This is a genomic window from Gillisia sp. CAL575 (assembly GCF_000403785.1).
Lineage (GTDB): Bacteria > Bacteroidota > Bacteroidia > Flavobacteriales > Flavobacteriaceae > Gillisia.
This window is the reverse complement of record NZ_APHJ01000023.1, coordinates 49,963-69,877: the sequence shown is the minus strand read 5'-3', so window position 1 is coordinate 69,877 and position 19,915 is coordinate 49,963. Positions and strand designations below refer to the sequence as shown.

The 19,915-nt window shown below is 30.5% G+C and carries 18 protein-coding genes; 1 reads left to right on the top strand and 17 read right to left on the bottom strand.

The window, feature by feature from the left end; translation table 11 throughout:
* Positions 1-8 precede the first annotated feature (8 nt).
* Complete coding sequence (locus tag I130_RS06900; protein WP_034920713.1) at positions 9-1,805, bottom strand: ABC transporter ATP-binding protein; 1,797 nt, start codon at positions 1,803-1,805, stop codon at positions 9-11.
* Between the two features lie 631 nt (positions 1,806-2,436).
* Here I130_RS06900 and I130_RS16215 point away from each other — a divergent pair.
* The gene (locus I130_RS16215) at positions 2,437-3,396 is read left to right on the top strand and encodes a glycosyltransferase family 2 protein (RefSeq protein ID WP_051119638.1); all 960 of its coding nucleotides are present in this window, start codon (positions 2,437-2,439) and stop codon (positions 3,394-3,396) included.
* A gap of 117 nt (positions 3,397-3,513) precedes the next feature.
* On the opposite strand, the gene I130_RS06890 is transcribed toward I130_RS16215, so the two are convergent.
* From I130_RS06890 to I130_RS06815, 16 genes are all read right to left on the bottom strand, one after another.
* Entirely contained in the window at positions 3,514-4,227 is a 714-nt protein-coding gene (locus I130_RS06890) for a cytidylyltransferase domain-containing protein (RefSeq protein ID WP_034920712.1), read from the bottom strand.
* Entirely contained in the window at positions 4,227-4,736 is a 510-nt protein-coding gene (locus I130_RS06885; RefSeq protein WP_034920711.1) for a KdsC family phosphatase, read from the bottom strand. The genes I130_RS06890 and I130_RS06885 overlap by 1 nt, the downstream gene beginning before the upstream one ends.
* Before the next feature lie 2 nt (positions 4,737-4,738).
* Positions 4,739-5,506, bottom strand: a complete 768-nt coding sequence (locus I130_RS06880; RefSeq protein ID WP_034920710.1) for a crotonobetainyl-CoA--carnitine CoA-transferase — start codon at positions 5,504-5,506, stop codon at positions 4,739-4,741.
* 73 nt (positions 5,507-5,579) lie between these two features.
* On the bottom strand, positions 5,580-6,626 hold the full coding sequence (locus tag I130_RS06875) for an N-acetylneuraminate synthase family protein (protein ID WP_034920709.1): 1,047 nt from the start codon (positions 6,624-6,626) through the stop codon (positions 5,580-5,582).
* Positions 6,619-7,863 carry a hypothetical protein gene (locus I130_RS06870; protein WP_051119637.1) on the bottom strand — a complete coding sequence of 415 codons (1,245 nt, stop codon included), beginning with the start codon at positions 7,861-7,863 and terminating at the stop codon, positions 6,619-6,621. The genes I130_RS06875 and I130_RS06870 overlap by 8 nt, the downstream gene beginning before the upstream one ends.
* Before the next feature lie 226 nt (positions 7,864-8,089).
* Positions 8,090-9,994 carry an asparagine synthase (glutamine-hydrolyzing) gene (asnB, locus tag I130_RS06865; RefSeq protein WP_034920708.1) on the bottom strand — a complete coding sequence of 635 codons (1,905 nt, stop codon included), beginning with the start codon at positions 9,992-9,994 and terminating at the stop codon, positions 8,090-8,092.
* Positions 9,995-10,053: 59 nt separating this feature from the next.
* The gene (locus I130_RS06860; RefSeq protein ID WP_034920707.1) at positions 10,054-11,019 is read right to left on the bottom strand and encodes a polysaccharide deacetylase family protein; all 966 of its coding nucleotides are present in this window, start codon (positions 11,017-11,019) and stop codon (positions 10,054-10,056) included.
* A gap of 9 nt (positions 11,020-11,028) precedes the next feature.
* Positions 11,029-12,150, bottom strand: coding sequence for a hypothetical protein (locus I130_RS06855; RefSeq protein ID WP_232224037.1), 1,122 nt, complete (start codon positions 12,148-12,150; stop codon positions 11,029-11,031).
* Positions 12,151-12,250: 100 nt separating this feature from the next.
* Complete coding sequence (locus I130_RS16210; RefSeq protein ID WP_051119636.1) at positions 12,251-13,198, bottom strand: GNAT family N-acetyltransferase; 948 nt, start codon at positions 13,196-13,198, stop codon at positions 12,251-12,253.
* A complete protein-coding gene (locus tag I130_RS06845; protein WP_034920705.1) occupies positions 13,195-14,310 on the bottom strand; it encodes a glycosyltransferase in 1,116 nt (371 codons plus the stop codon). Before I130_RS06845 ends, I130_RS16210 begins: the two co-directional genes overlap by 4 nt.
* Positions 14,311-14,356: 46 nt before the next feature.
* Positions 14,357-15,436 carry a glycosyltransferase gene (locus I130_RS06840; protein WP_034920704.1) on the bottom strand — a complete coding sequence of 360 codons (1,080 nt, stop codon included), beginning with the start codon at positions 15,434-15,436 and terminating at the stop codon, positions 14,357-14,359.
* 18 nt (positions 15,437-15,454) lie between these two features.
* On the bottom strand, positions 15,455-16,336 hold the full coding sequence (locus I130_RS06835) for a GNAT family N-acetyltransferase (RefSeq protein ID WP_034920703.1): 882 nt from the start codon (positions 16,334-16,336) through the stop codon (positions 15,455-15,457).
* A 32-nt stretch (positions 16,337-16,368) separates the two neighbouring features.
* Positions 16,369-17,184 (bottom strand): polysaccharide deacetylase family protein, encoded by an 816-nt coding sequence (locus I130_RS06830; protein WP_034920702.1) that lies wholly within the window; start codon positions 17,182-17,184, stop codon positions 16,369-16,371.
* A gap of 37 nt (positions 17,185-17,221) precedes the next feature.
* Positions 17,222-18,160 carry a glycosyltransferase family 2 protein gene (locus I130_RS06825; RefSeq protein ID WP_034920701.1) on the bottom strand — a complete coding sequence of 313 codons (939 nt, stop codon included), beginning with the start codon at positions 18,158-18,160 and terminating at the stop codon, positions 17,222-17,224.
* Positions 18,157-18,735: a serine O-acetyltransferase gene (locus tag I130_RS06820; protein ID WP_051119635.1), complete on the bottom strand. Its 579-nt coding sequence runs from the start codon at positions 18,733-18,735 to the stop codon at positions 18,157-18,159. Before I130_RS06820 ends, I130_RS06825 begins: the two co-directional genes overlap by 4 nt.
* Entirely contained in the window at positions 18,728-19,882 is a 1,155-nt protein-coding gene (locus tag I130_RS06815) for a glycosyltransferase (RefSeq protein WP_034920700.1), read from the bottom strand. The genes I130_RS06820 and I130_RS06815 overlap by 8 nt, the downstream gene beginning before the upstream one ends.
* Between the last annotated feature and the right edge of the window lie 33 nt (positions 19,883-19,915).

Sequence of the window (19,915 nt, the reverse complement as noted above, 5' to 3'; positions counted from 1 at the left end):
TATTTTATTTATAAATTTTGATTTTGAACCATTTCTCTGAAGCTTATAGAACTCTTAAGTAAAGCTTCAAAGTTTCCTATAGCATTAATGGTTCCATTTTTCATTAAAAGTATTCTGTCTGCATTTTTAATTGTTGCAAGTCTATGAGCAATAATTATAATGGTATACTGTCCCTTGAGAGCATTAATATTAGATTGAATCTCATTTTCTGTTTCGCTATCCAAGGAGGAGGTTGCTTCATCTAATAATAGTATATCTACATCTTTAAATAGTTCTCTTGCTATAGATAATCTTTGTCTTTGTCCTCCACTTATATTAATCCCATTGGATCCAATAACAGTATCTTCTTTATCGGGAAGTTCTAATATAAATTTTGAAATAGCCGATTTTTTAACAGCCCTTTCAAATTTATTTAAATTCTCCAGTGTTTTAGGTGCCCAGAAACTTATATTATTATAAATAGTATCATTGAAAATGGTGGCATCTTGTACAATATATCCTAACTGCTTCTTAAATGATAATAGATCTAAATCTTCAACATTAATACCATCCACTAAATATGTGCCTGAAGTTGGTTTTAATAGACCAGATATCACATTCATTAATGTTGATTTACCGGAACCACTTTCGCCAATAATAGCAATAGTTTCATTCTTCACTATTTCAAGATTGATATCTTTTAAAACTGTATATCCATTTTTAAATTTAAAATCTAATCCCTGCATTGTTAAAAAACTTTTAAAACCATCTAAGGCTACAGAACCATTTATCTCTTGATTAGATTCTAATGATTTAGTGAATTCCTTCATATTTTCAAGACTTCCCGAAACTCCAAGAAAGGCATTCCACTGTTCTTGCATAATCATAAAGAAGCTTATAGATCTATACAATAATAATAAGCTAAGCATGATACTGGTTATCTTCTCGTTAAAAAAATATATATTTAAAAATATAGCTAAAAATATTACCAGAATTGAAAGTGGTTCTCTTACTGCACCAAGAATTGCATCTATAACACCTAATCTCTTTTGAACTTGTTCTAAATCATATATATTGTTCTTAAGCTTTTCTCCATATTTCACATTTTGACCTGTGGCTTTTAAGTATTTGAACAAATGAACCTTTTGAATCAGCAGATTTTGAAAGACATGAGTTTTCTTGGTGTATTTTTTTGAAAAATAAACTGTTCTCTTGTATAAAAATTTGAATATTAAATTCACAAATCCTCCTCCCAATATCACCAAAAAGGTAAATTTCCAATTGGAACCAAACGCAAGTATTAAGTAAACTCCAACTAAAACGCCTAACTGTATAGATTTAAAATAATGATTATAAGCAGAATTAAGACGATTAATTTCTCCTCCAAAAGTATTCTGGATTCTACCGGTATCAGAAGTAATAAAAGACTGGAATTCAAATTGGCTTAATAAATCTATGTTAGAAACTCGAATTTTCCGCATAAAGATTTGCTGATAAATAACCCTTAAATAAGATTCAATAAACTTGGCTATTCCTTTTAGAGAGAAAAATAAAAATATCAATAAAAATATATTTAAAAGACTGGGAACAATTTTTAAGGTGTTTATTACGAAATCACTTATAACATCTTTATCGCCAATAGTATCTATAGCAGTGGAATTGGTAGATATCAACTTAAGCAATGGTATAAATAAAGCTAATCCTATTCCATCTAATAGCCCCACCATTAAACTAACTCCTAACGATATGAATATTCTATGTTTTAAATACCCATAGAAATAGGATAGGTAATGGAAATAATTTTTTAAGAATCTTTTGTAAGCCATAGATGCTTTGAAATAATCTTCGAAACTATTAATTAAAAATCTAAAGGAACGACACCAAAGATAAAAATTAGTTTATGATTAATTTCAACTATTCCTATAGAAGAGAAAAATACATTAATTTCAAAATAAATTTACGTACGACTTTACAAAAGTAATATTCAAAAAAGTTACTTTAGTCAGCTCAATAGTGGGTTTTAATTCTGTAATATTTAAATTAAAAATTAATTGTAAAATATCGTTTTATAATGATGTTGAATTTAAAAAAGTCCCCTAGGTAATTTTATCAAAAAATGGGTCTATTATAATAATAGTATTTTTCAATATATTTCTAGAATGTATTTATGAAGATTCGGTTAAAATCTGAGATATAATAAAAACCAAGCAAACATACTGCTGCTGTACTTGTTTTTATTCTCCACATTATATTAACTTATCACTTTACGCTAAACAAAGGCAGGCTATAAAATAATTCAAGGATGCTTGAAATTATTACAAAACTCCTAGAAAACATTCAGCATTATCAAATTAGTAAGGTTAATGAATAAACTGTGTTAACTATTATTACATTGTTCATTAATACTTTTATGTTTCCTAAATTTAAATACTAGCAGAATTTTTTAATAAAAAAATAATGAAAGATAAAATTTCTGTAATAATACCCACCTATAATAGAGCGCACATATTAAAGGATGCTTTGGAGTGTGTTTTAAGGCAGACCTATCCTAACTGGGAATGTATTATAATTGATGACGGATCTACAGATCATTCGGAACGATTAATCAAGGAATATGCTATTATAGATAATAGGTTTAAATTTATTAAGAGGCCATTATCAAGAAATAAGGGAGCAGCTACATGTAGGAATATTGGGCTAGAAAATGCTACAGGAGATTACATCCAATTTTTAGATTCAGATGATATCCTTGCAACGAATAAATTTGAAATTCAAATTGAGCTTTTGAAAAATGAAGATTTGAATGCAATTGCAACTTGCCGATATGGGATTATGAAAACAATGCAGGGTAATCCGAAAATTTTATATGGATTAGCCTCATTTAGAAACTTTGAAAATCCTCATAATTTATTGAAAACTTTAGCACTCAGCTTTTCATATTTTCCATTACATGTGTTTTTAATTCCTAAATTAATAATTGAAAAAGCAGGAATGTGGAATGAACATTTGTCAGTAAATGATGACGGAGAATATTTTTCAAGAGTTATTTTAAACAGTTCAAAAATCAAATTCTGCAATAATACCTTTGCAGTTTATAGAATGGGTGCTGGAAACCGAATTACAACGCAAATTATGGAGGACGAAGGCGTTAAGAGTTATATAGAAAGCTGGAATTTAATTGAAAGGAATATTGCAAAAAAAATGGGTATCAACAATCATATATACGTTCGTGCAGCCAAAACCAATATGTATAACAGACTACTAAGCGAAAATTCCCCTTTAGTAACTAAATATTCTTCATTTTTCAAAGATAGATGGACTAACCCAACTTATTTTATAACTTTAGTCATCAATAAAGTTCGAACCATATTAATGGTTTCCTCTAAGATTTTTTATTTTGACTTACAACCAAAATGACCTACATACTTTCAACAATAAAGTTTAATTGAAATTCATAGTATTACCTCTGTAAAAGTAATTACGTTATATGGATCTAACTCACCAAATTTATTTGGATTTAAGAACATTAAATCTTCATAGATGTAATGAGGCATTTAATGCAAATAATTCGGGTTTTATCTTATATAATTGGACAACTTCCGGAATGGTTATATTCAAGTTATATTTAAAAAATGCAAACACCTTTTTTAATAATTCCAAATCTTCTTCATAATCACAGGTCAGTATAATTTTATCAATAAACTGATGATAATCTGGAACCTGTATTTCTTTATATTTAGGATTTTTAGGTATATTTTCTCTAAGTGCTGCGGTTACGTGTTCCAAATGATACGATTTCTTCGATGTAATGGATTTTAATTCTTTTAAACTAACCAGTTCGAATCCGGTACCTTTTACCAAGCCATTCTGATAGATACCGTCCAAATAATTGTATTTTAGAAACAAGCTTAAGGATTTCCTCAACACAACAATATCAACTAGTGGATTATCTCCCGTTACACGAATTATATTATTTACACCGAATTTATCAGCAGCAGCTATATATCGATTCAACACATTATCAAGACTTCCTCTAAATATCGCAATACCCTCCAAGCTTTTTAAGTAATCAACTAGGATATCATCTGAGGTATCTGTACTAGTTGCAACAATTATTGGTAATTTTAATACCCTAAACCTCTCAATAACATAGAATATTAATGGTTTATAGCCAATAAGCTGCAAGCTTTTTCCTGGAAGTCTAGAACTTGACATTCTTGCCTGAATAATTATAGCAAGTTTTTCCATTAATTATTCAGGTACAAATCATATGCCCAATCAAGAACACCTTTATCTTGTAGAATATTTTCCACAAATTCCCTAAAAGCTCCTTGGCCGCCAGCGGTTTCTAAAATAATATCGGCTTTATCCTTTACTCTCATATAGGCATCAGAGGGACAAGCAAATAATCCAACTTTATTTATGATATTATAATCATTCATATCGTCACCTAAATAGGCAACTTCAGAAAGGTAGATATTTAATTTAGCACAGTGATCAATTAAAACTTGTAATTTATTAGTCACTCCAAGTTTATAATCCTCAATTTTAAGCTTAGTCAATCTAAATCTAACCATCTCGTTATCTTCCCCAGATAAAATTAAAATTGGTAAATCTACTAACTTGGCTAAAGCTACCCCAAAACCATCTTTGGTATTAAATTTTCGGAAGGAATCTCCATTAAAATCATAATAAAATGAGCCATCTGTCCAGACCCCATCAATATCTGAGACCAATAATTTAATATTTTTCTCCATATTTAATTAAATTCAATATAAGATTGCATTCCAGAAAATTTGTTCCTTGTTATATTTAAATCCTTCAAGTCAAAAACTTCAGAAAGGGCTATAGTCTCACCCGGAAACTTGGGATCATTTAATTCATCAAAACCTATAATTGTGCCTTTAGTAATATATGATTTAATGAGCTTTAAACATTCTATTGTAGGCTGATAAAGATCAAAATCAAACCATGCAAACGCGATTAGTGTTTGAGGATTTTCTTGAAGATATTTCTCCAATTCTTCCCCAGCGTCCCCTTTGATTAGTAAATTTTTAGAAATATGATTTAAAGGAGATTCTGCCTCATGATATTTTAAAAGTTTATTCAAATAATTTTCATAGCCGTTGGTAACGTTAAAGTTACCAACGGCTATAATTTCATTATTCCCATCTTTATCGTGAGTTTTATTAAATCCAGCAAATGTATCAAAGCCTACAATCCTTCTATTATAATTATAAGGTTCATAGATTCCCCGAAGATTATTTAAGGTTACCAAATTTTGACCCCAACGGCACCCAAATTCTATTATGATTCCATGAACTTTTATAACTTTTTGATAGAGCTCATTAAAAAATAATATTTTAGATAATTCTTGCCTTTTAAGAAATAGGGAGGTATTATTAATTTTTTCATCTTCTGGAATAGGATTTTGATTATGAAGAACTAACATTTCTGCCCGATTTTTCATTTCCTCTGAAGAAGACAAAGTTGAAATTTTAATTTTATTATTTTCTATAGATTCCATTGGCTAAAGATAAAATAATCAAACTAATAAGAATTGAAGAATAACATTAGAAAAATTAAAGTCTGAATTTAATTTACTTAGAAATCATATTCGGATAAATCAACTCATCTTTTTCAATAAGAATTAAAGCTTTCTTACCAAGAATATGATCTTTATCTAACCATTTAAATCCATCACCAGGAGAAAGCAAATGCAAGTCAGATTCATTTATTGTTGATCCTATAGCAATATCCTTATTTACAGCCAAAGATCTTTCTAATTTAATTTTAGTCTCTTTCACAGCTGGTTCAATAAAAACATCTTCTTGGCCCATAGATAATTCTAACAGTCTAATATCTCTAATCATTCTCCAACAACCATCAATTCCTAAAGAACCAGCTTGATCTGTACCTTTCATTTTTCGATCTAATGTTAAATGCTTCTCAATAATATTTGCTCCCATTGCAACAGCTGCAATAGGAGTTGAAATACCAATAGTATGATCTGAATAACCTATATTGTAATTAGGATATTGCTCCTTTAAATATGAGATAGATCTTAAATTTACATGAATTGGATTAGTTGGATATTCTGAAACGCAATGAAGTATAGAGATGTTTTCGTGATGTTTGGAAATCACCTCCAAAGCTTCATTCAACTCTTCTTGGCCTCCCATTCCTGTGGAAAGTATTATTGGTATTTTAGATTGAGCTAAAGCCTCTAAAAGGGGTAAGTTGGTAAGATCTCGAGAGGCCACTTTTAATTTATCTGGGGTAAAATAATTTAAGATATTTAAACAACTGGGAGCGCAAAGTGTTTCTACGACGTCTAAATTTTTAGTCTTAGCATAGTTATAAATCTCTAAATGTTCTTCATATGTGAGTTCTAAAGCTTGCCTATGCTCACCATATGTTTTTCCGAAAGAATGAATACTTGTATATGTTTTAGATAAAGCAGTTTTGGAAAGTTCATAATCCAGATCTCTCTTAGTAAGCTTAATAGCGTCCATACTCTTTAATTGATGACTAAAAAGATCATCAACTATAGGTCGGGCCGCTACATCTACAATTAATTTAGCCAACTCTACAGAACCATTATGATTCTGACCAATTTCACCGATTAAATATGTAGATTTATCCATATGTAGTTTTACGCTGCATCTCTAATTTTGGCGTATTTATGTTTGTTAAATTTAATTTATCCAACAATGTTTTTTCGTGAGCAAGATAGTAATAGATAACAAAAAACAGAAAATACATGACCATAGATTTTTGTCTAATGATGATACCCAAGTTAGACATTACAAAAGTCATTGCAAATGATGTTATTAAAAACAACAAAAGACTCATTCTTACATTGATAGGTGCATTTTTTAAAAATTTCAAAAAATCAAGTTTAATAATTTTTAAAGAAAGCAAGAGGTAAATCAAATTCTCTGCAGAGATAATAATTCCCAAAATACCTGGAGCATCAAAAAATAAAGGTCTGAACCAAAAAGTGAAGAATTTCTCTGGTAAAGAATAACCTGCCATATTAACACCGGAACCAGCATTATCTAGATCATTTGATCTCGCCGTAGTAAATTTCAAAAAATCTCCTAAAAGATCTTTTGAATTGTTTAAGTGAACAACAGCCAAAATTTGCTCATGAACTAAAAATAGCCCTGCTATTATTGATAAACCAATAAAACCTTTTTTCTTCCATGAGATACTATCCTTACCTAATAGAAACCCACCCAAACCACCAACCGTAAGCAGCAAGAAAATATGCGGTCTAATGTAGAATACCAATAAGGAACCAATTATCAATCCAAAAATTCTTGATTTGGGATTTTTAATAGAAAAGGCAAAAAGCATTAGACCCAAAAACATAATAGCTCCTTTTCCCATGGAAGCTGTCCAAAAATGCATATTAGGTAAAAAAAGAATTAAAGTAAGTAAGTCAATATGTTTGAAAACTTTTATCTCCAAAGAAATATTCTCTTTAAAAAAAAGATATGCATAAACAAACCCAAGAAACCCAAACCATGTATATAAAATCATCATCATTTCATAGCTAAAGCCTAAACCATTTATAAATGGATAGGATATAAAATTCACAAAGGTGGTTTCTGTTCCTAAAAAGTCTAACCAACTTTTATTAATATTTTGAGGCCATATAAAATATTTGTGAGAATCTGATGGATGAAAAGAAGCATATACATAATATACAGCGCCAAAGAACATGTGATAATAAAATAACTTATTCAATAATCTCCTATTAAAGAAATCATGTTTTTTCTGAAGAGAATTAAAAATTAATTGAGTAACTAGATATAAAAAAGGAATTATAAAAAGTGCCCCTAAAATATCCAATATAAGTGCGGTATCCAATTGCATAATTTAAAATTGAGCAAAGGGATATGCAACATCATAGCCAAACTTTATATAAATATGATTTGATGCCTTGATTATATTGTTGCCTCTTATTAAACAAGCAATTACGCTAACAGTGAAATAATATTTCGAGATTTAACGTCCAAAAAGATCTACATTTAGGCTAGTTATAAAATAAAAATCTACATATTAGTGTAGATTTTTTACATATTATTAAGCATTTTATAAGCTACGAAATAGCTTCGTAGGTTTGTTTATACCATTTTTGAAAACAAAAGAATGTCCAAACCTTGAAGGTGTTATCCTCTTTTCCTGATAGATGCTTTTCTACAATTTCTGTAATTTCTTCTATATTAAATAGATCTTGTTTTATTAAAAATTCTTTCTCTATGTAAGATCTTAATTCTTCAGAAAGATATCCACGTAACCAATCGCCTACGGGAACACCGAAACCTTTCTTGGACTTGTCGAGAAACTGATCGGGAAAATATTGTTTAAACGAATCTTTTAAAAGATATTTTTTATTCCAACCCTTCATTAAATAATCTTCGGGAAGTTGAGAAGTAAAATTCCAAATTTCTTTATTTAAAAATGGAGCACGACTTTCTAAAGAAGTAAGCATACTGGTTCTGTCAACTTTCACCAACATATCACCTTCCAAACTTATAATTTTATCAATATTTCTGAAATCGGTTAATGTATTGTTGTTCTTCCCTATTTTATTTTTGAAGTATTGTAGGGAGTCATTTAAATAAGCCTCCTTTTTCAGGATTGCAGCCACTTCACTATTTTGATATGCTAATGAAATAATGTTATAATAGAATTCATCTTCATAATTAATTGCATTCAACAGCTTTTTAACCTTAAATCGTTTTCCGCGCTTATCGTCTTTCGTTGATAAAACTGGATTTAAAAGGCTTTTTAAGGTAGCGTGTGCACCACGAGGTATAATTGAAGCGTATTTCGCATTTAATTTACCCATGTAATACTTATTATAACCACCAAAAACTTCATCGCCACCGTCACCAGTTAGAGCTACCTTAACATGTTGTCTAGTCTTATGTGCTACTAGATATGTTGGTAAAGATGAAGAATCTGCAAAAGGCTCATCAAAATTTAGCAGAATATCATCTATATTACTTTTAAGATCATCTACAGAAACTATAAATTCATGATGATTACTATTTATTAATTTCGCAACTGTCCTAGCCTTGTCAGATTCGTCAAAAGACTTCTTCTCAAAACCTACAGAGAAGGTATCTATCTTGGTATTAGTCTGTTTTGATAACGCTAAAGAAACTATAGAAGAATCTACTCCACCAGACAAAAATGTGCCCAATGGTACATCTGCTATAGATCTAGATGAAACGCTATTATTAATAAGAGTATGTGTTAATTCTTTTGCTTTTTCAAAGGAGATATTAGGATCAACTTCCTTTTTAAAGTTTTGTTCTATTTCTACAATATTGTAAGATTGATCATTACAATTAATCTCCATATAGTGATTAGCTTCCAGTTTATTAATATCACTATATATTGTGTAAGGAGCAGGAATATAAGTAAGCTGAAAATATAAATTCAAACCTTGTTTAGAGATCTCTGGCTTTTGCCCTATTACGGAAATTATAGATTTAAGCTCTGAACCCCAAATAAGATTTCCGTTATTTTTGGTATAATAAAGAGGTTTTTCACCAAAATAGTCTCTAGCTATTAAGATCTTATTTAGATTACTATCATATATACTAAATGCAAACATACCATCGAGCATAGCAAAAGCTTTTGAGCCAAAATTTTCATAGAGACGGAGGATAACTTCTGTATCCGATGTTGTGTAAAACTTTGCACCCTTCTTTTGCAGTAGATCTTTAAGTTTAAGATAATTATATATCTCTCCATTAAACACAATACATATATTTCCATCTTCAGAAAACATAGGTTGTTTCCCTGTGCTGAGATCTATAATAGACAATCTCCTCATGGCAAAACCTACAGCATACTGATCATCATCTTTCACAAAAAAACCATCCTGATCTGGTCCCCTATGGATTATCTCCATATTCATTTTAGACAACACCTTGCCTATAGCTTCAGGTTCATGTTTCCCTTGGAATAAGACTCCGTTAATTCCGCACATATAAAATATTTTAAGCTTGCAAAGATAATTAAAGTTGTTATTTAGTTATTCAATTTGAGTTAAATAACCTTGTTGCCTAATTCCATCATATTGAAAGACTGAAACCCATATTTAGTTCTTAAGAATTCAAAATGTTTTATAATTTCAGATAGATCTAATAAACTTTCTTCTGGCTGGTCTCCAAAGTTATGTGGATGCCACCACAAATGATAAACCTCAGCATTTTTTGCCGCAGTTGTCATTTCGCTCTTAATTCTTTTCAATTTAAGCTTACGCAAAGAAGAATTTCCTTCAACTGGTCTTAAAAACCTACTTGCCTTCTGTTCTAGAGGAAAACCTTTTTTCGCTTTAAGATCTGAGAACGGATATGACTTCTTACCTAAATTGACATAAGCATCGGCTGTTCTAGCTATTTTAGAGCTTAGTCCGCTCGCACTAGTATCTTTCCAATACCAGTTATCCGGATTAGACCGCACATTTTGAATCCCCAATGATTCACAAACTTTTAAATATTCCTGTTTGATTTGATTTCTAGGAAAGACCAAAGATTTTAGTTCGATTCCAATTTTAGATGCCACTGCGATTGCTTGTACCAAATCCTGTCGAAATGATTCTTTTCCTTGCCCTTGTTCTAAACAATAGTAATGAGAATAGGTATGTGTAGCCATTTCCTGTCCATTAGTCTCGTAAATTTCTTTTATTAATTCTGGAGCAAAACAAATATCTCTAAAATCAAATTTTTGAATACTCTCTCCATATAAATACGATGAGAGTTTAGAATTGGCATATCTTGGTTCTTGCTTAGATCTATGACAATTCCATTCTGTCCAGTTATTATTAAAGAGCATTCCAACACTTGCCCACGTAGCATGAATTGAAGACCTTTTAAATAACTCCAAAATTTCTGGAATTACTTTTCTAGTATTTAAAAAATATTCAGTTTTATCCTTAATTTCAACAGTATCAAATACACCCCAAATTAATTCGAAATCTAATGAGATAACTAAGCAGCCTTTTTTAGACATAATTTTCAATTATAAATTACCAAGAGGATTTTCATTTATACTTATAGAAGCTCTTAGTTTTTCCTTTCGTTTTTTTAGTTCTAAAATCTTAAAATATTTTTTCTCTGCTAAATAATAATAAATCACGAAGAACAGAAAATACATAACCATTGTCTTCTGTCGCATAATGATTCCTAAATTGGACATTACGAAGGTCATGGCAAAGGAAGCCGTAAAAAATATCACCAAACTCATCTTTACCAATGCAGGTGATTTTCTAATGAATTTTATAAAATCCTTTTTACATATCTTAAAGAACAATAGGAGATATAAGAGATTTTCCACAGATGTTATTAGACCCAATATATTTGGAGCATCAAAAAATAAGGGTCTAAACCAAAATGTAAATAGTTTTAAGGGTAAAGGATAAGCTGACATATCTACACCAGAGCCTGCCTTACTTAAATCTTCCGAATTTTTCTCAGCTGCCTCTTCAAAATCTTCTAAAATGTTATCTGAATTCTGTAAATTCATTACACCCAATATTTGATCTTGCAATAATACTAATGCCCCTATCATTACAACGAAAACCATAAATTTCTGCCACAAAGGGATTTTCTCCTTCCCACTCATATTTCCCAAAATTGCCCCAATTGCAACAAACATAAATACGTGAGGTCTAATATAAAAAATAACTGCGGAAGAGAATATTAATAATCGCAACCTAGCCTTTGGAGCAATAATGGCATAGGTAAACATCATTAAGCCCAGAAAAATAGCAGAACCTTTTCCTAAAGAAGCGGTCCAAAAATGCATATTAGGAAAAAATAAAATTAAGGTGAGTAAATCTAACTTCTTAAAAACTGTAATTTTAATTGGAATTTTCTCTCTTATGAATAAATAAGCATAGAGAAAGCCTAAATATCCAAACCACGCGAATGTAACCATAAGCATGTCATAATTAAATCCAAGTTGATGGAACGGATACGATAAAAAATTAATAAAGGTGGTATCTGTCCCCCATAGGTCGAACCAGCTACCTGTATGCACCTCTAACTCATTAAAATAATTCTTGGAATCTGAAGGATTATTATAAGCATACCAAGTATATACCCCATAAAAAACCAAATGATAAAGGTATAATAATGTCATTTTTTTCTTATCAAAAAAGGCATGTCTTTTTTGAAAGACTGAATAAAATATTTGATTCAGTCCAAAAAATAAAATGATTAAAAATAATACTCCTAACATCTTAAAACAATTCTAGATCACCCAAAGAATAACCCCAATTATGAATTTCTTCAAACTGCAATTTTTCCTCTTCATCCAAATTAAGGTCTTTCAAAGTTAATATCGGACCAATATTGGAACTAACTAAATTCCATTTTAATTCCAAAAGTTCTGGAGAATAGGAAATAAAATGAGCTCCAAATTTAATTGAAAAAGATTTAACTATTCTAGTGATTTCAGATTTGGAGTTTCCATTATAAATACACTCTGAAATTCTAAGTTCTTTTAATCCTTTCCTTATTTTAATATATGCCGCGAGATAAAGTCCGTTTTTTGCATATATCTCATATTTCTGAAGCGGATTTTTCTCATATCTCCAAGAGAGAAATTTTGCGGATTTTGGAGTTATTAAAGTTTTACGATTTACAAATTTATCATTCCAATCATTACACAATTGATCGATCTGCATTAGACTGCATTGAATGTTTGTAGAATATTCCGTAGCTGTTCCGTCTATAAACTTCCAAAATGAATGGTACGCAGGCCTTAAGGCAACCTTCAATTTGTCTACTTGTTGCCATCCCATTTTCAAATAGCCCGGCCTACTCTGATCATTAGGGGTATTAAAGATGAACTTATCTCCATTTTCTTTAGCAACTTCAACCGCTTTAAGAGTCAGTTTCTTAAAAATGCCCTTCCCTTGATGTGATGGATGGGTTGCCGTATCAACTGCTCTAAAAGTTTGATAGATTTTATCTCCCACTTTCCATTCCCATCTCATAAAAGCTCTAACTCCAACAATATTATTATCTTCTTCCGCTACAAAGACCAAAGATTTACCAAAAGGATTTTCCTTATGCTTGAAATTCCAAATAGATTCAGATAGCGGTAAATCTTGCTCTCCCAAACTTAGTTTAAGCACTTTCACTATTTCAGGAATATCCTCGATATTAGCTTCCCTTAATATCATACTTCATTACATTTAGTATATACCTTCTCAAGTTCGGAAACCATATTCGTCAAACTAAATGAATCCACTACTCTGGCACGAGCTGCATTTTGAAAGGCAACTCTTTTATCTTTATCATTTAAAAGACCTACAGCTAAATCAGCCATATTTTTAGTATCGCCAACATCGCACAATAATCCGTCTTTGGAATCTCTCACAACTTCTACTACACCTCCGGCTCTAGTAGAAATAACAGCACATTGCATGCTCATTGCTTCTAATAAAGCTATGGGTAATCCTTCAAATGCAGAACTCATCATAAAAATATCCATTGCAGAAAAATAGGAAACCGTATCGGTTTGTAAACCTGGAAGGATCACATTCTTTTCAAGTTTCAACTCTTTTACAAGTGTCTTTATTTCTGTTTCTAAAGGCCCTGCTCCTACTAAAAGACCATAGGTATTGTTATTTTTATCACTAATTTTTTTGAAAGCATTTAACCAATCTGGAATACATTTTTGTTCTCTAAAAACAGCAATGTTACCAATTACAACAGCTTCTTCAGGAATACCGTATTGATCACGTATACTCTGTGCTTTGAGTGGATTTCTGGTGAATTTATCTGTGTTAACTCCGTTCAATAATGTCTGAATAGGGATTTTAGGTTTTATATGTTGTTTAATAGAGCGGGACACATCTTTGGAAACACCTAAGGCAATGCTTTGACTATTAAAAGTGGATTTATTAAGAAGCTTAGTAATAATATGATAACGCTCCTGAATATTGTGCTCCGTATAAATTACAGGGATTTTGGTTTTAGCATAAACAATTCTTCCTAAAAACCCAGACCATGGTAAATGGCAGTGAATTAAGTCTATAGCATGTTTTTTACAATAGTTAATCACAGCCGGATATTGTTGCAATAATTTTAAATTATTACTAGCAGCCAAACAGGTAACTTTTCCGCCTTGTACTTCTATAGCATCGACCATTTGATCTTTCCATGGAAGAAAATAAATATAATGAAATTCAAATTTTTCGCTATTATGTAGCTTAAGGGTTTCCGGCAGTAAGGTTTCTGCTCCTCCTCTCCCTAATGACTTTATTATATGAAGAACTTTTATTTTTTGCATACAAGATTAGAAAGGTTAATTTTGATTGAACTGCAAAAATACCTTATTATAAAATGGGAACAAGTTTTTGATAAGAATTAACGAAATTTAACGCTAATTGAGCATTCATAAACTCAGTGGTTACCAGACTATAGGCCTTTTCTAATTGATCTGAATTAGGCTGCTTTAAAGTCTCTATAATTGCATTTACAAACGATGTATTATCTCCAGGAATTATTAAACTCCCTGTAGCGGTATTTAAAACTTCAGAAATTCCTCCAACATTAAATGCTACAACTGGTGTTTTACAGAGCATAGCCTCCAATATAACCCCCGGTAAACCTTCTATTATACTAGGCAAAACTAAAATATCACCTGACTGTAAATAAGATAATGGATCATTAACAAATCCATAGAAAGTTATCTTATCTAATAAATTCCTTTGTGCAGCTAGCAACTCTACATCAGCCTTAAGTGGTCCATCACCAATTAGGTGTAAATGAATATCATTTCTTTCTTTGGAGAGTAGTTCAAAAATATCCAATAAACCTTGATGGTTTTTTTCAAAAGAAAATCCACCTATGTGAATAATATGTTTTTTTTCTACTGGTTTTAAAACTTTAGGACTTTGCAGTTCAAAAGAATCTAATCCTACCCCAACAACATCCACTCTTCCATTTAAAAACGGAAAATGAGAGATCAAATCTTTTCTAGATGCCTGAGATACAGATACTACCCAATCAACATTTTTGTATAATAATTTATTTAAGCCTTTCTGTAAAGGCGATTTTAAGTAGCGTCCCACTTCACTTGCATTTCTAAAAACTATGGGTTGTTTCCATTTGAAAACTTTTTTAGAAAAAACGGCATATTTAAGAGTGTCTCCAGCATTAGCTTGAACTAAGTCCGGTTGAAAATTAGAAATAATGTTAGCAAGTTTTTTCCAATGTTTTAAATCAAGAAATCTATTGCTTTTAGTATTATTGAGAATTTCAATTTCACCTTTGAATGGTAATGTAGCCGAGCCATTGTAAAGCGCTACGATCTTTACTTCGTGCCCTAGTTTTATTAAATGGTTAGAAAGTTGACAAGTAAAGGTTTCTGCTCCTCTATTTTGGATCTTGTGTATAAGTTGAAGGATTTTCAAATATTATAATTTGTTTACTTATAATCTAGCTTCTATATCGCCTAGAGAAATAGATATATTATCGTTAAAATTGCAATTATTTTCTTTATAAATCATTATTGCATCCCCTTGTTTTTTACTCCAAATAAATTTAATATTCTTTGTTATACTATTATTTAAACAATATAGAACAAAGATGTTTTCTAAACGGGAAATAGATTTTACAGCTTCATTTATTATAGTTTCATCACCCATATAGTCACATAGTATTATAGTCTTAATCCCTTTAAGTTTTTCAACTCTATAGACTATCATATTCATACTGCCATCTATAATAAATTGTTTAATATTATAGTCTGAATCTTTATAACGCCATTTTATAAATTCTAAGGAATTAGCGGTAACAAGATAATTATGATTATTTTGACTCCTGCTTACATTTATACTTAAATCAACTTCGCTCAATTTTAAACTTCTACCAAAATTCAAGGGCGAAATTATTCCCACTTTAAAATAATATTGATCTTTTAAAGCAGACCAACCAAGTTTTATAAATTCGGGATAACTATTTTTATTGGGAGTTGAAAACAGCAAATCATAATCTTTTGCGGTTTCTAAACATTTTTGCAACAAGATTTTGAATATTCCTTTCCCTCTTTGGCTACTGGCAGTACAAACATCTAGAGGTCTAATGGTTTTAACAATTTTGCCTTTATTATTTTCAAAATTATAGCGCATGTAAAATACTACCCCAACTATTTTAGCATCTATAACAGCTACCATGGCAATAGACTTTCCAAAAGGATTATGAAGATGTTTCCATAGAATTAATTCTTTAGTATAAAGTGGATCTAAATTATCATTTATAAGCAATACTACTTCATTTATGTCATCCTCAAAATTTAAACTTCTATACTCCAATCCACTCTATCTTTAAAAATTTCTATAATTAATTACAACCATTTTGCCACTTTCTTTCTTAGGGGTAGTATTTTACTATGAAGACCACTTAATATAAATTTAAATTTCCAAAGAGAAGTAGTGTCATCCACCATCAATCGAGATATCCGTAAAGGATTTATAGGATTTTTCTTCATTTTATGGTCAAACAAAAAAGCAAATTTAATTCCAGAGTCTCTAATAATTTCTTCGCTTTCTAAAGAGAAATTACCATTTGGGTAAGCAAAAACATCATAATAATGATTTCTTTCTTTTAATACTTTGATTGAAAATTCCATTTCATACCGTAATTCTTGATTGGAGCATTGATCAAAAATGGGATGAGTATGAGAATGATTAGCTATACTTATTCCCGACTTGCCCATTTCCTCTAGTTGGTTATAAGTTAATTGCGGATATTCTAAATCTTTCTTCCCTGATTTATTCTTTAATTCTTGTAATATTTCAATTCTTCTATAGTTAGGAACTTTTTTTACATCCCATACAAGTTTAGAAGCATCCACATCTATATTGTAATAAGGAATGGCATCCCACCAAAATGGTTTATTGGTATTTATCAAATCAGTAATGACAAAAATTACAGCAGGAACATTATGCTTTTTTAATATAGGAAAAGCATTCTTATAAAAAGAAATATCTCCGTCATCAAAAGTTAGTAATAAAGAAGGCTTATTATAATCATCATTACGTCTTATATTTTCTTTAAATTTATCTAAATTAAGAATAGTATACTTTTTCTTCAGAAAAACAATTTGCCTTTCAAAATTTATTACATTATGTATCTTATGATATACTAAAACTTCAAACATTAATTTAATTCAAAATATATTTAACAAAAAAGATCTTTCAATCTGCTAGTTTTCCATGAATATAGGAAGCAATTCGTAAAGGAAGGTAAAAATAGATGTTATAAACAAATAAAATCTTCAAACTAAACTTTAAGGAATTTCTTGGTATTTTTCTAAAATATTCCTTTGCTTTAACCTTATCATTGAGATGAAAGTTTAACCACATCAGTTTATAAAAATAAATTCTTTCTAATTCTGGGTCTTTACCTATTTCCGTTGAATGTTGTGTTAAAAATAAATTATAGGCTGTTGCTTGATTTTTATAATTTTTGGACATCCTATCAATATTGTTCTTATATATATTGACTAAAATCTCTTCAGAATATGTGAAATCAAAATGCTGAGAGATTCTAAAAAAAAAGTCAGTATCCTCTGCGGCCGGAAGGGTCATATCAAAATTTCCGCATTTTTCGAAAACTTCTCTTTTTATTGTAACTCCCGCCCCAGTGCCTATTCTAATATTTTTAAGAAAAATCGAGTAAGATGAAGTTCCCAATGGCCTCCAAACTTCTTCATGAATTTTTCCGTTTAATATAATTCTTCTACCGGTCCACATAAAACCGATTTTTTGTGCAGTATCATCCAAAGTTTCCTTAGAGATTTTCAAAAAATTTTCTTCAAAGGTGTCATCACTATCTAAAAAAGAAATATATTTTCCTAGACTTTTGGAAATTCCAAAGTTTCTAGCAACAGCGGCCCCAGAATTTTTTGGCAGCTTAAAAGTTCTTATACGTCTATCATTTATAGAATTACAAAATTCCCAAGAACCATCAGTAGAACAATCATCAACAATAATCAGTTCAAAATCGGGAAACGATTGGTTTAATACACTGAAGATAGCATTTTTAACTGCATCTCTCCGGTTATAAACAGGCATAATCACCGTCATTTCTGCAATCTCTGTTTTTAATTTAATTTCCCCAATCATTTTGTTCATATTAAAATTTTTTTAATATACCCATGACTTCCTTTATTTGACACAATTTTGGCCGGATTTCCCAGCACAACCGAGTTAGCGGGAACATCAAAATTAACGAATGTTAAAGGAGCAATTAATACATCATCTCCAATACTAATATTCCCAACCACCACAGAATTTGCACCTATTAAAACTCTGTCCCCAATTTTAGGACTACCTTCTCTCTTTCCTCGGCTTTCTCTTCCAATAGTTACTCCCTGACTAATATTACAATTGACACCTATCTTAGCGTTCTGATTGATTATAATAGCCTTAAAATGCCCCATGTAAAGACCGCGCCCTAATTTACAAGCATGGGGAATCTCTATAGCACTTCTTCTACTTATCCTAGAAAACCAAAAACGGTAAAATAATCCGAAAATACTTTTATTTGAGGTCTCTTGACATTTTCTGTATAAAAACATAAATCTTGCCCCAGGATGAGTCAAAACCGCTTTGCAAAAAGATTTAAAACTATAATTAGTACTGTACCTGTTTAAATCTGCACGCGTGTCACTGGAAAAAAAGTTAATAGAAGTGTAGTTTTTACCCATTTAAAGATTTTTTTTCGATTAGATCTAAATATGTCTTCTCATACACACTAGCTATTTTATTTATATCAAATTTTTCCAATGCAACTAATTTGGCCAACCTTGATTTTTCCAACATACCATCCCTATCATTCAATGCAGTAATTATCTTGGTTTTTAGGTCATCAGAATTCTTGGTTTCAAAAATAAGACCAGTTTTACGAGATATGCATTCTAAATTTTCAGGGATATCAGAGGCAACTATGGGAGTACCAGCCATCATTGCTTCAATTAAAGACCCCGGAAGTCCTTCATACCAACTAGGGAATATAAAATAATCAGCAAGTTGCAACAAATCTGAGATATCATTTCTGTTACCTAACAACATAACTTTTGAAGCCAAGCCATTATTATCAATAAATTCTTTAAGGTTGTTTTTAAAGGAACCTTCTCCCGCTATTAACAGTTTTAAATTTGGTTGAGTTAAAACAAGCTTTTTAAAAGCTACTAAAAGATCCATTTGCCCTTTTCGTTCTAATAATCTACCAACATTCAATAGAACTGTTTCATCGCTTAATTTTAACTCTCTCTTCAAACTTTCTTTCTGATGAGAAGATATGGGTTGAAATTGAGAAATTTCTCGACCTCTATGAATTACCTTTATTTTTTGATGAGGTATATTCAATGCCGATGCATTTGTTAATTTGATAGCTTCCGAATTAGAAATAAAGAGATCCACGTTACTAGCAGAAAATTTATCATATTGCTGAAAAAGAAATAATTTAAATTTATTGATTATTGAGGAATTAGAATAGCGTTGAGCTGTATAAGAATTATTTACGAAGCTGTTAATTAAAAGTACCGGATATTTAGCCTTTATTCTTCTAGCCACTATATCAGAATTGAAAAGTGTAGAATGAATAATATCTGGTTTCACTTCTTGTAAAATTGGTAACAACCTAGCTGTTGCATCATCAAAGTTATAATTTCTTTTAACCCCTAAAGAAAATACTTTTATACCAAAACCTTTTAATGATTTTTCTAAAAAATTTCCATCATAAATGTGAACAAACACAGGTTCCACTTGTGTGAATTTCGAGGCTATAGACACAAGGCTTTTCTCAGCTCCTCCAGTTAAAAGGGTATCAATCAAAAATAGAACTCTTATCATATTATTTCTTGTTTAGAAAACTTCATTTAGAAT

Excerpts from the sequence above, each read along its gene's own strand:
- I130_RS16215 (WP_051119638.1), top strand. The coding sequence starts at position 2,437 with ATGAAAGATAAAATTTCTGTAATAATACCCACCTATAATAGAGCGCAC.
- I130_RS06900 (WP_034920713.1), bottom strand. The coding sequence starts at position 1,805 with ATGGCTTACAAAAGATTCTTAAAAAATTATTTCCATTACCTATCCTAT.
- I130_RS06860 (WP_034920707.1), bottom strand. The coding sequence starts at position 11,019 with ATGTCTAAAAAAGGCTGCTTAGTTATCTCATTAGATTTCGAATTAATT.
- I130_RS06845 (WP_034920705.1), bottom strand. The coding sequence starts at position 14,310 with ATGCAAAAAATAAAAGTTCTTCATATAATAAAGTCATTAGGGAGAGGA.
- I130_RS06825 (WP_034920701.1), bottom strand. The coding sequence starts at position 18,160 with ATGAACAAAATGATTGGGGAAATTAAATTAAAAACAGAGATTGCAGAA.
- asnB (WP_034920708.1), bottom strand. The coding sequence starts at position 9,994 with ATGTGCGGAATTAACGGAGTCTTATTCCAAGGGAAACATGAACCTGAA.
- I130_RS06885 (WP_034920711.1), bottom strand. The coding sequence starts at position 4,736 with ATGGAGAAAAATATTAAATTATTGGTCTCAGATATTGATGGGGTCTGG.
- I130_RS06855 (WP_232224037.1), bottom strand. The coding sequence starts at position 12,150 with ATGACATTATTATACCTTTATCATTTGGTTTTTTATGGGGTATATACT.
- I130_RS06820 (WP_051119635.1), bottom strand. The coding sequence starts at position 18,735 with ATGGGTAAAAACTACACTTCTATTAACTTTTTTTCCAGTGACACGCGT.
- I130_RS16210 (WP_051119636.1), bottom strand. The coding sequence starts at position 13,198 with ATGATATTAAGGGAAGCTAATATCGAGGATATTCCTGAAATAGTGAAA.
- I130_RS06890 (WP_034920712.1), bottom strand. The coding sequence starts at position 4,227 with ATGGAAAAACTTGCTATAATTATTCAGGCAAGAATGTCAAGTTCTAGA.
- I130_RS06875 (WP_034920709.1), bottom strand. The coding sequence starts at position 6,626 with ATGGATAAATCTACATATTTAATCGGTGAAATTGGTCAGAATCATAAT.
- I130_RS06880 (WP_034920710.1), bottom strand. The coding sequence starts at position 5,506 with ATGGAATCTATAGAAAATAATAAAATTAAAATTTCAACTTTGTCTTCT.
- I130_RS06815 (WP_034920700.1), bottom strand. The coding sequence starts at position 19,882 with ATGATAAGAGTTCTATTTTTGATTGATACCCTTTTAACTGGAGGAGCT.
- I130_RS06870 (WP_051119637.1), bottom strand. The coding sequence starts at position 7,863 with ATGCAATTGGATACCGCACTTATATTGGATATTTTAGGGGCACTTTTT.
- I130_RS06830 (WP_034920702.1), bottom strand. The coding sequence starts at position 17,184 with ATGTTTGAAGTTTTAGTATATCATAAGATACATAATGTAATAAATTTT.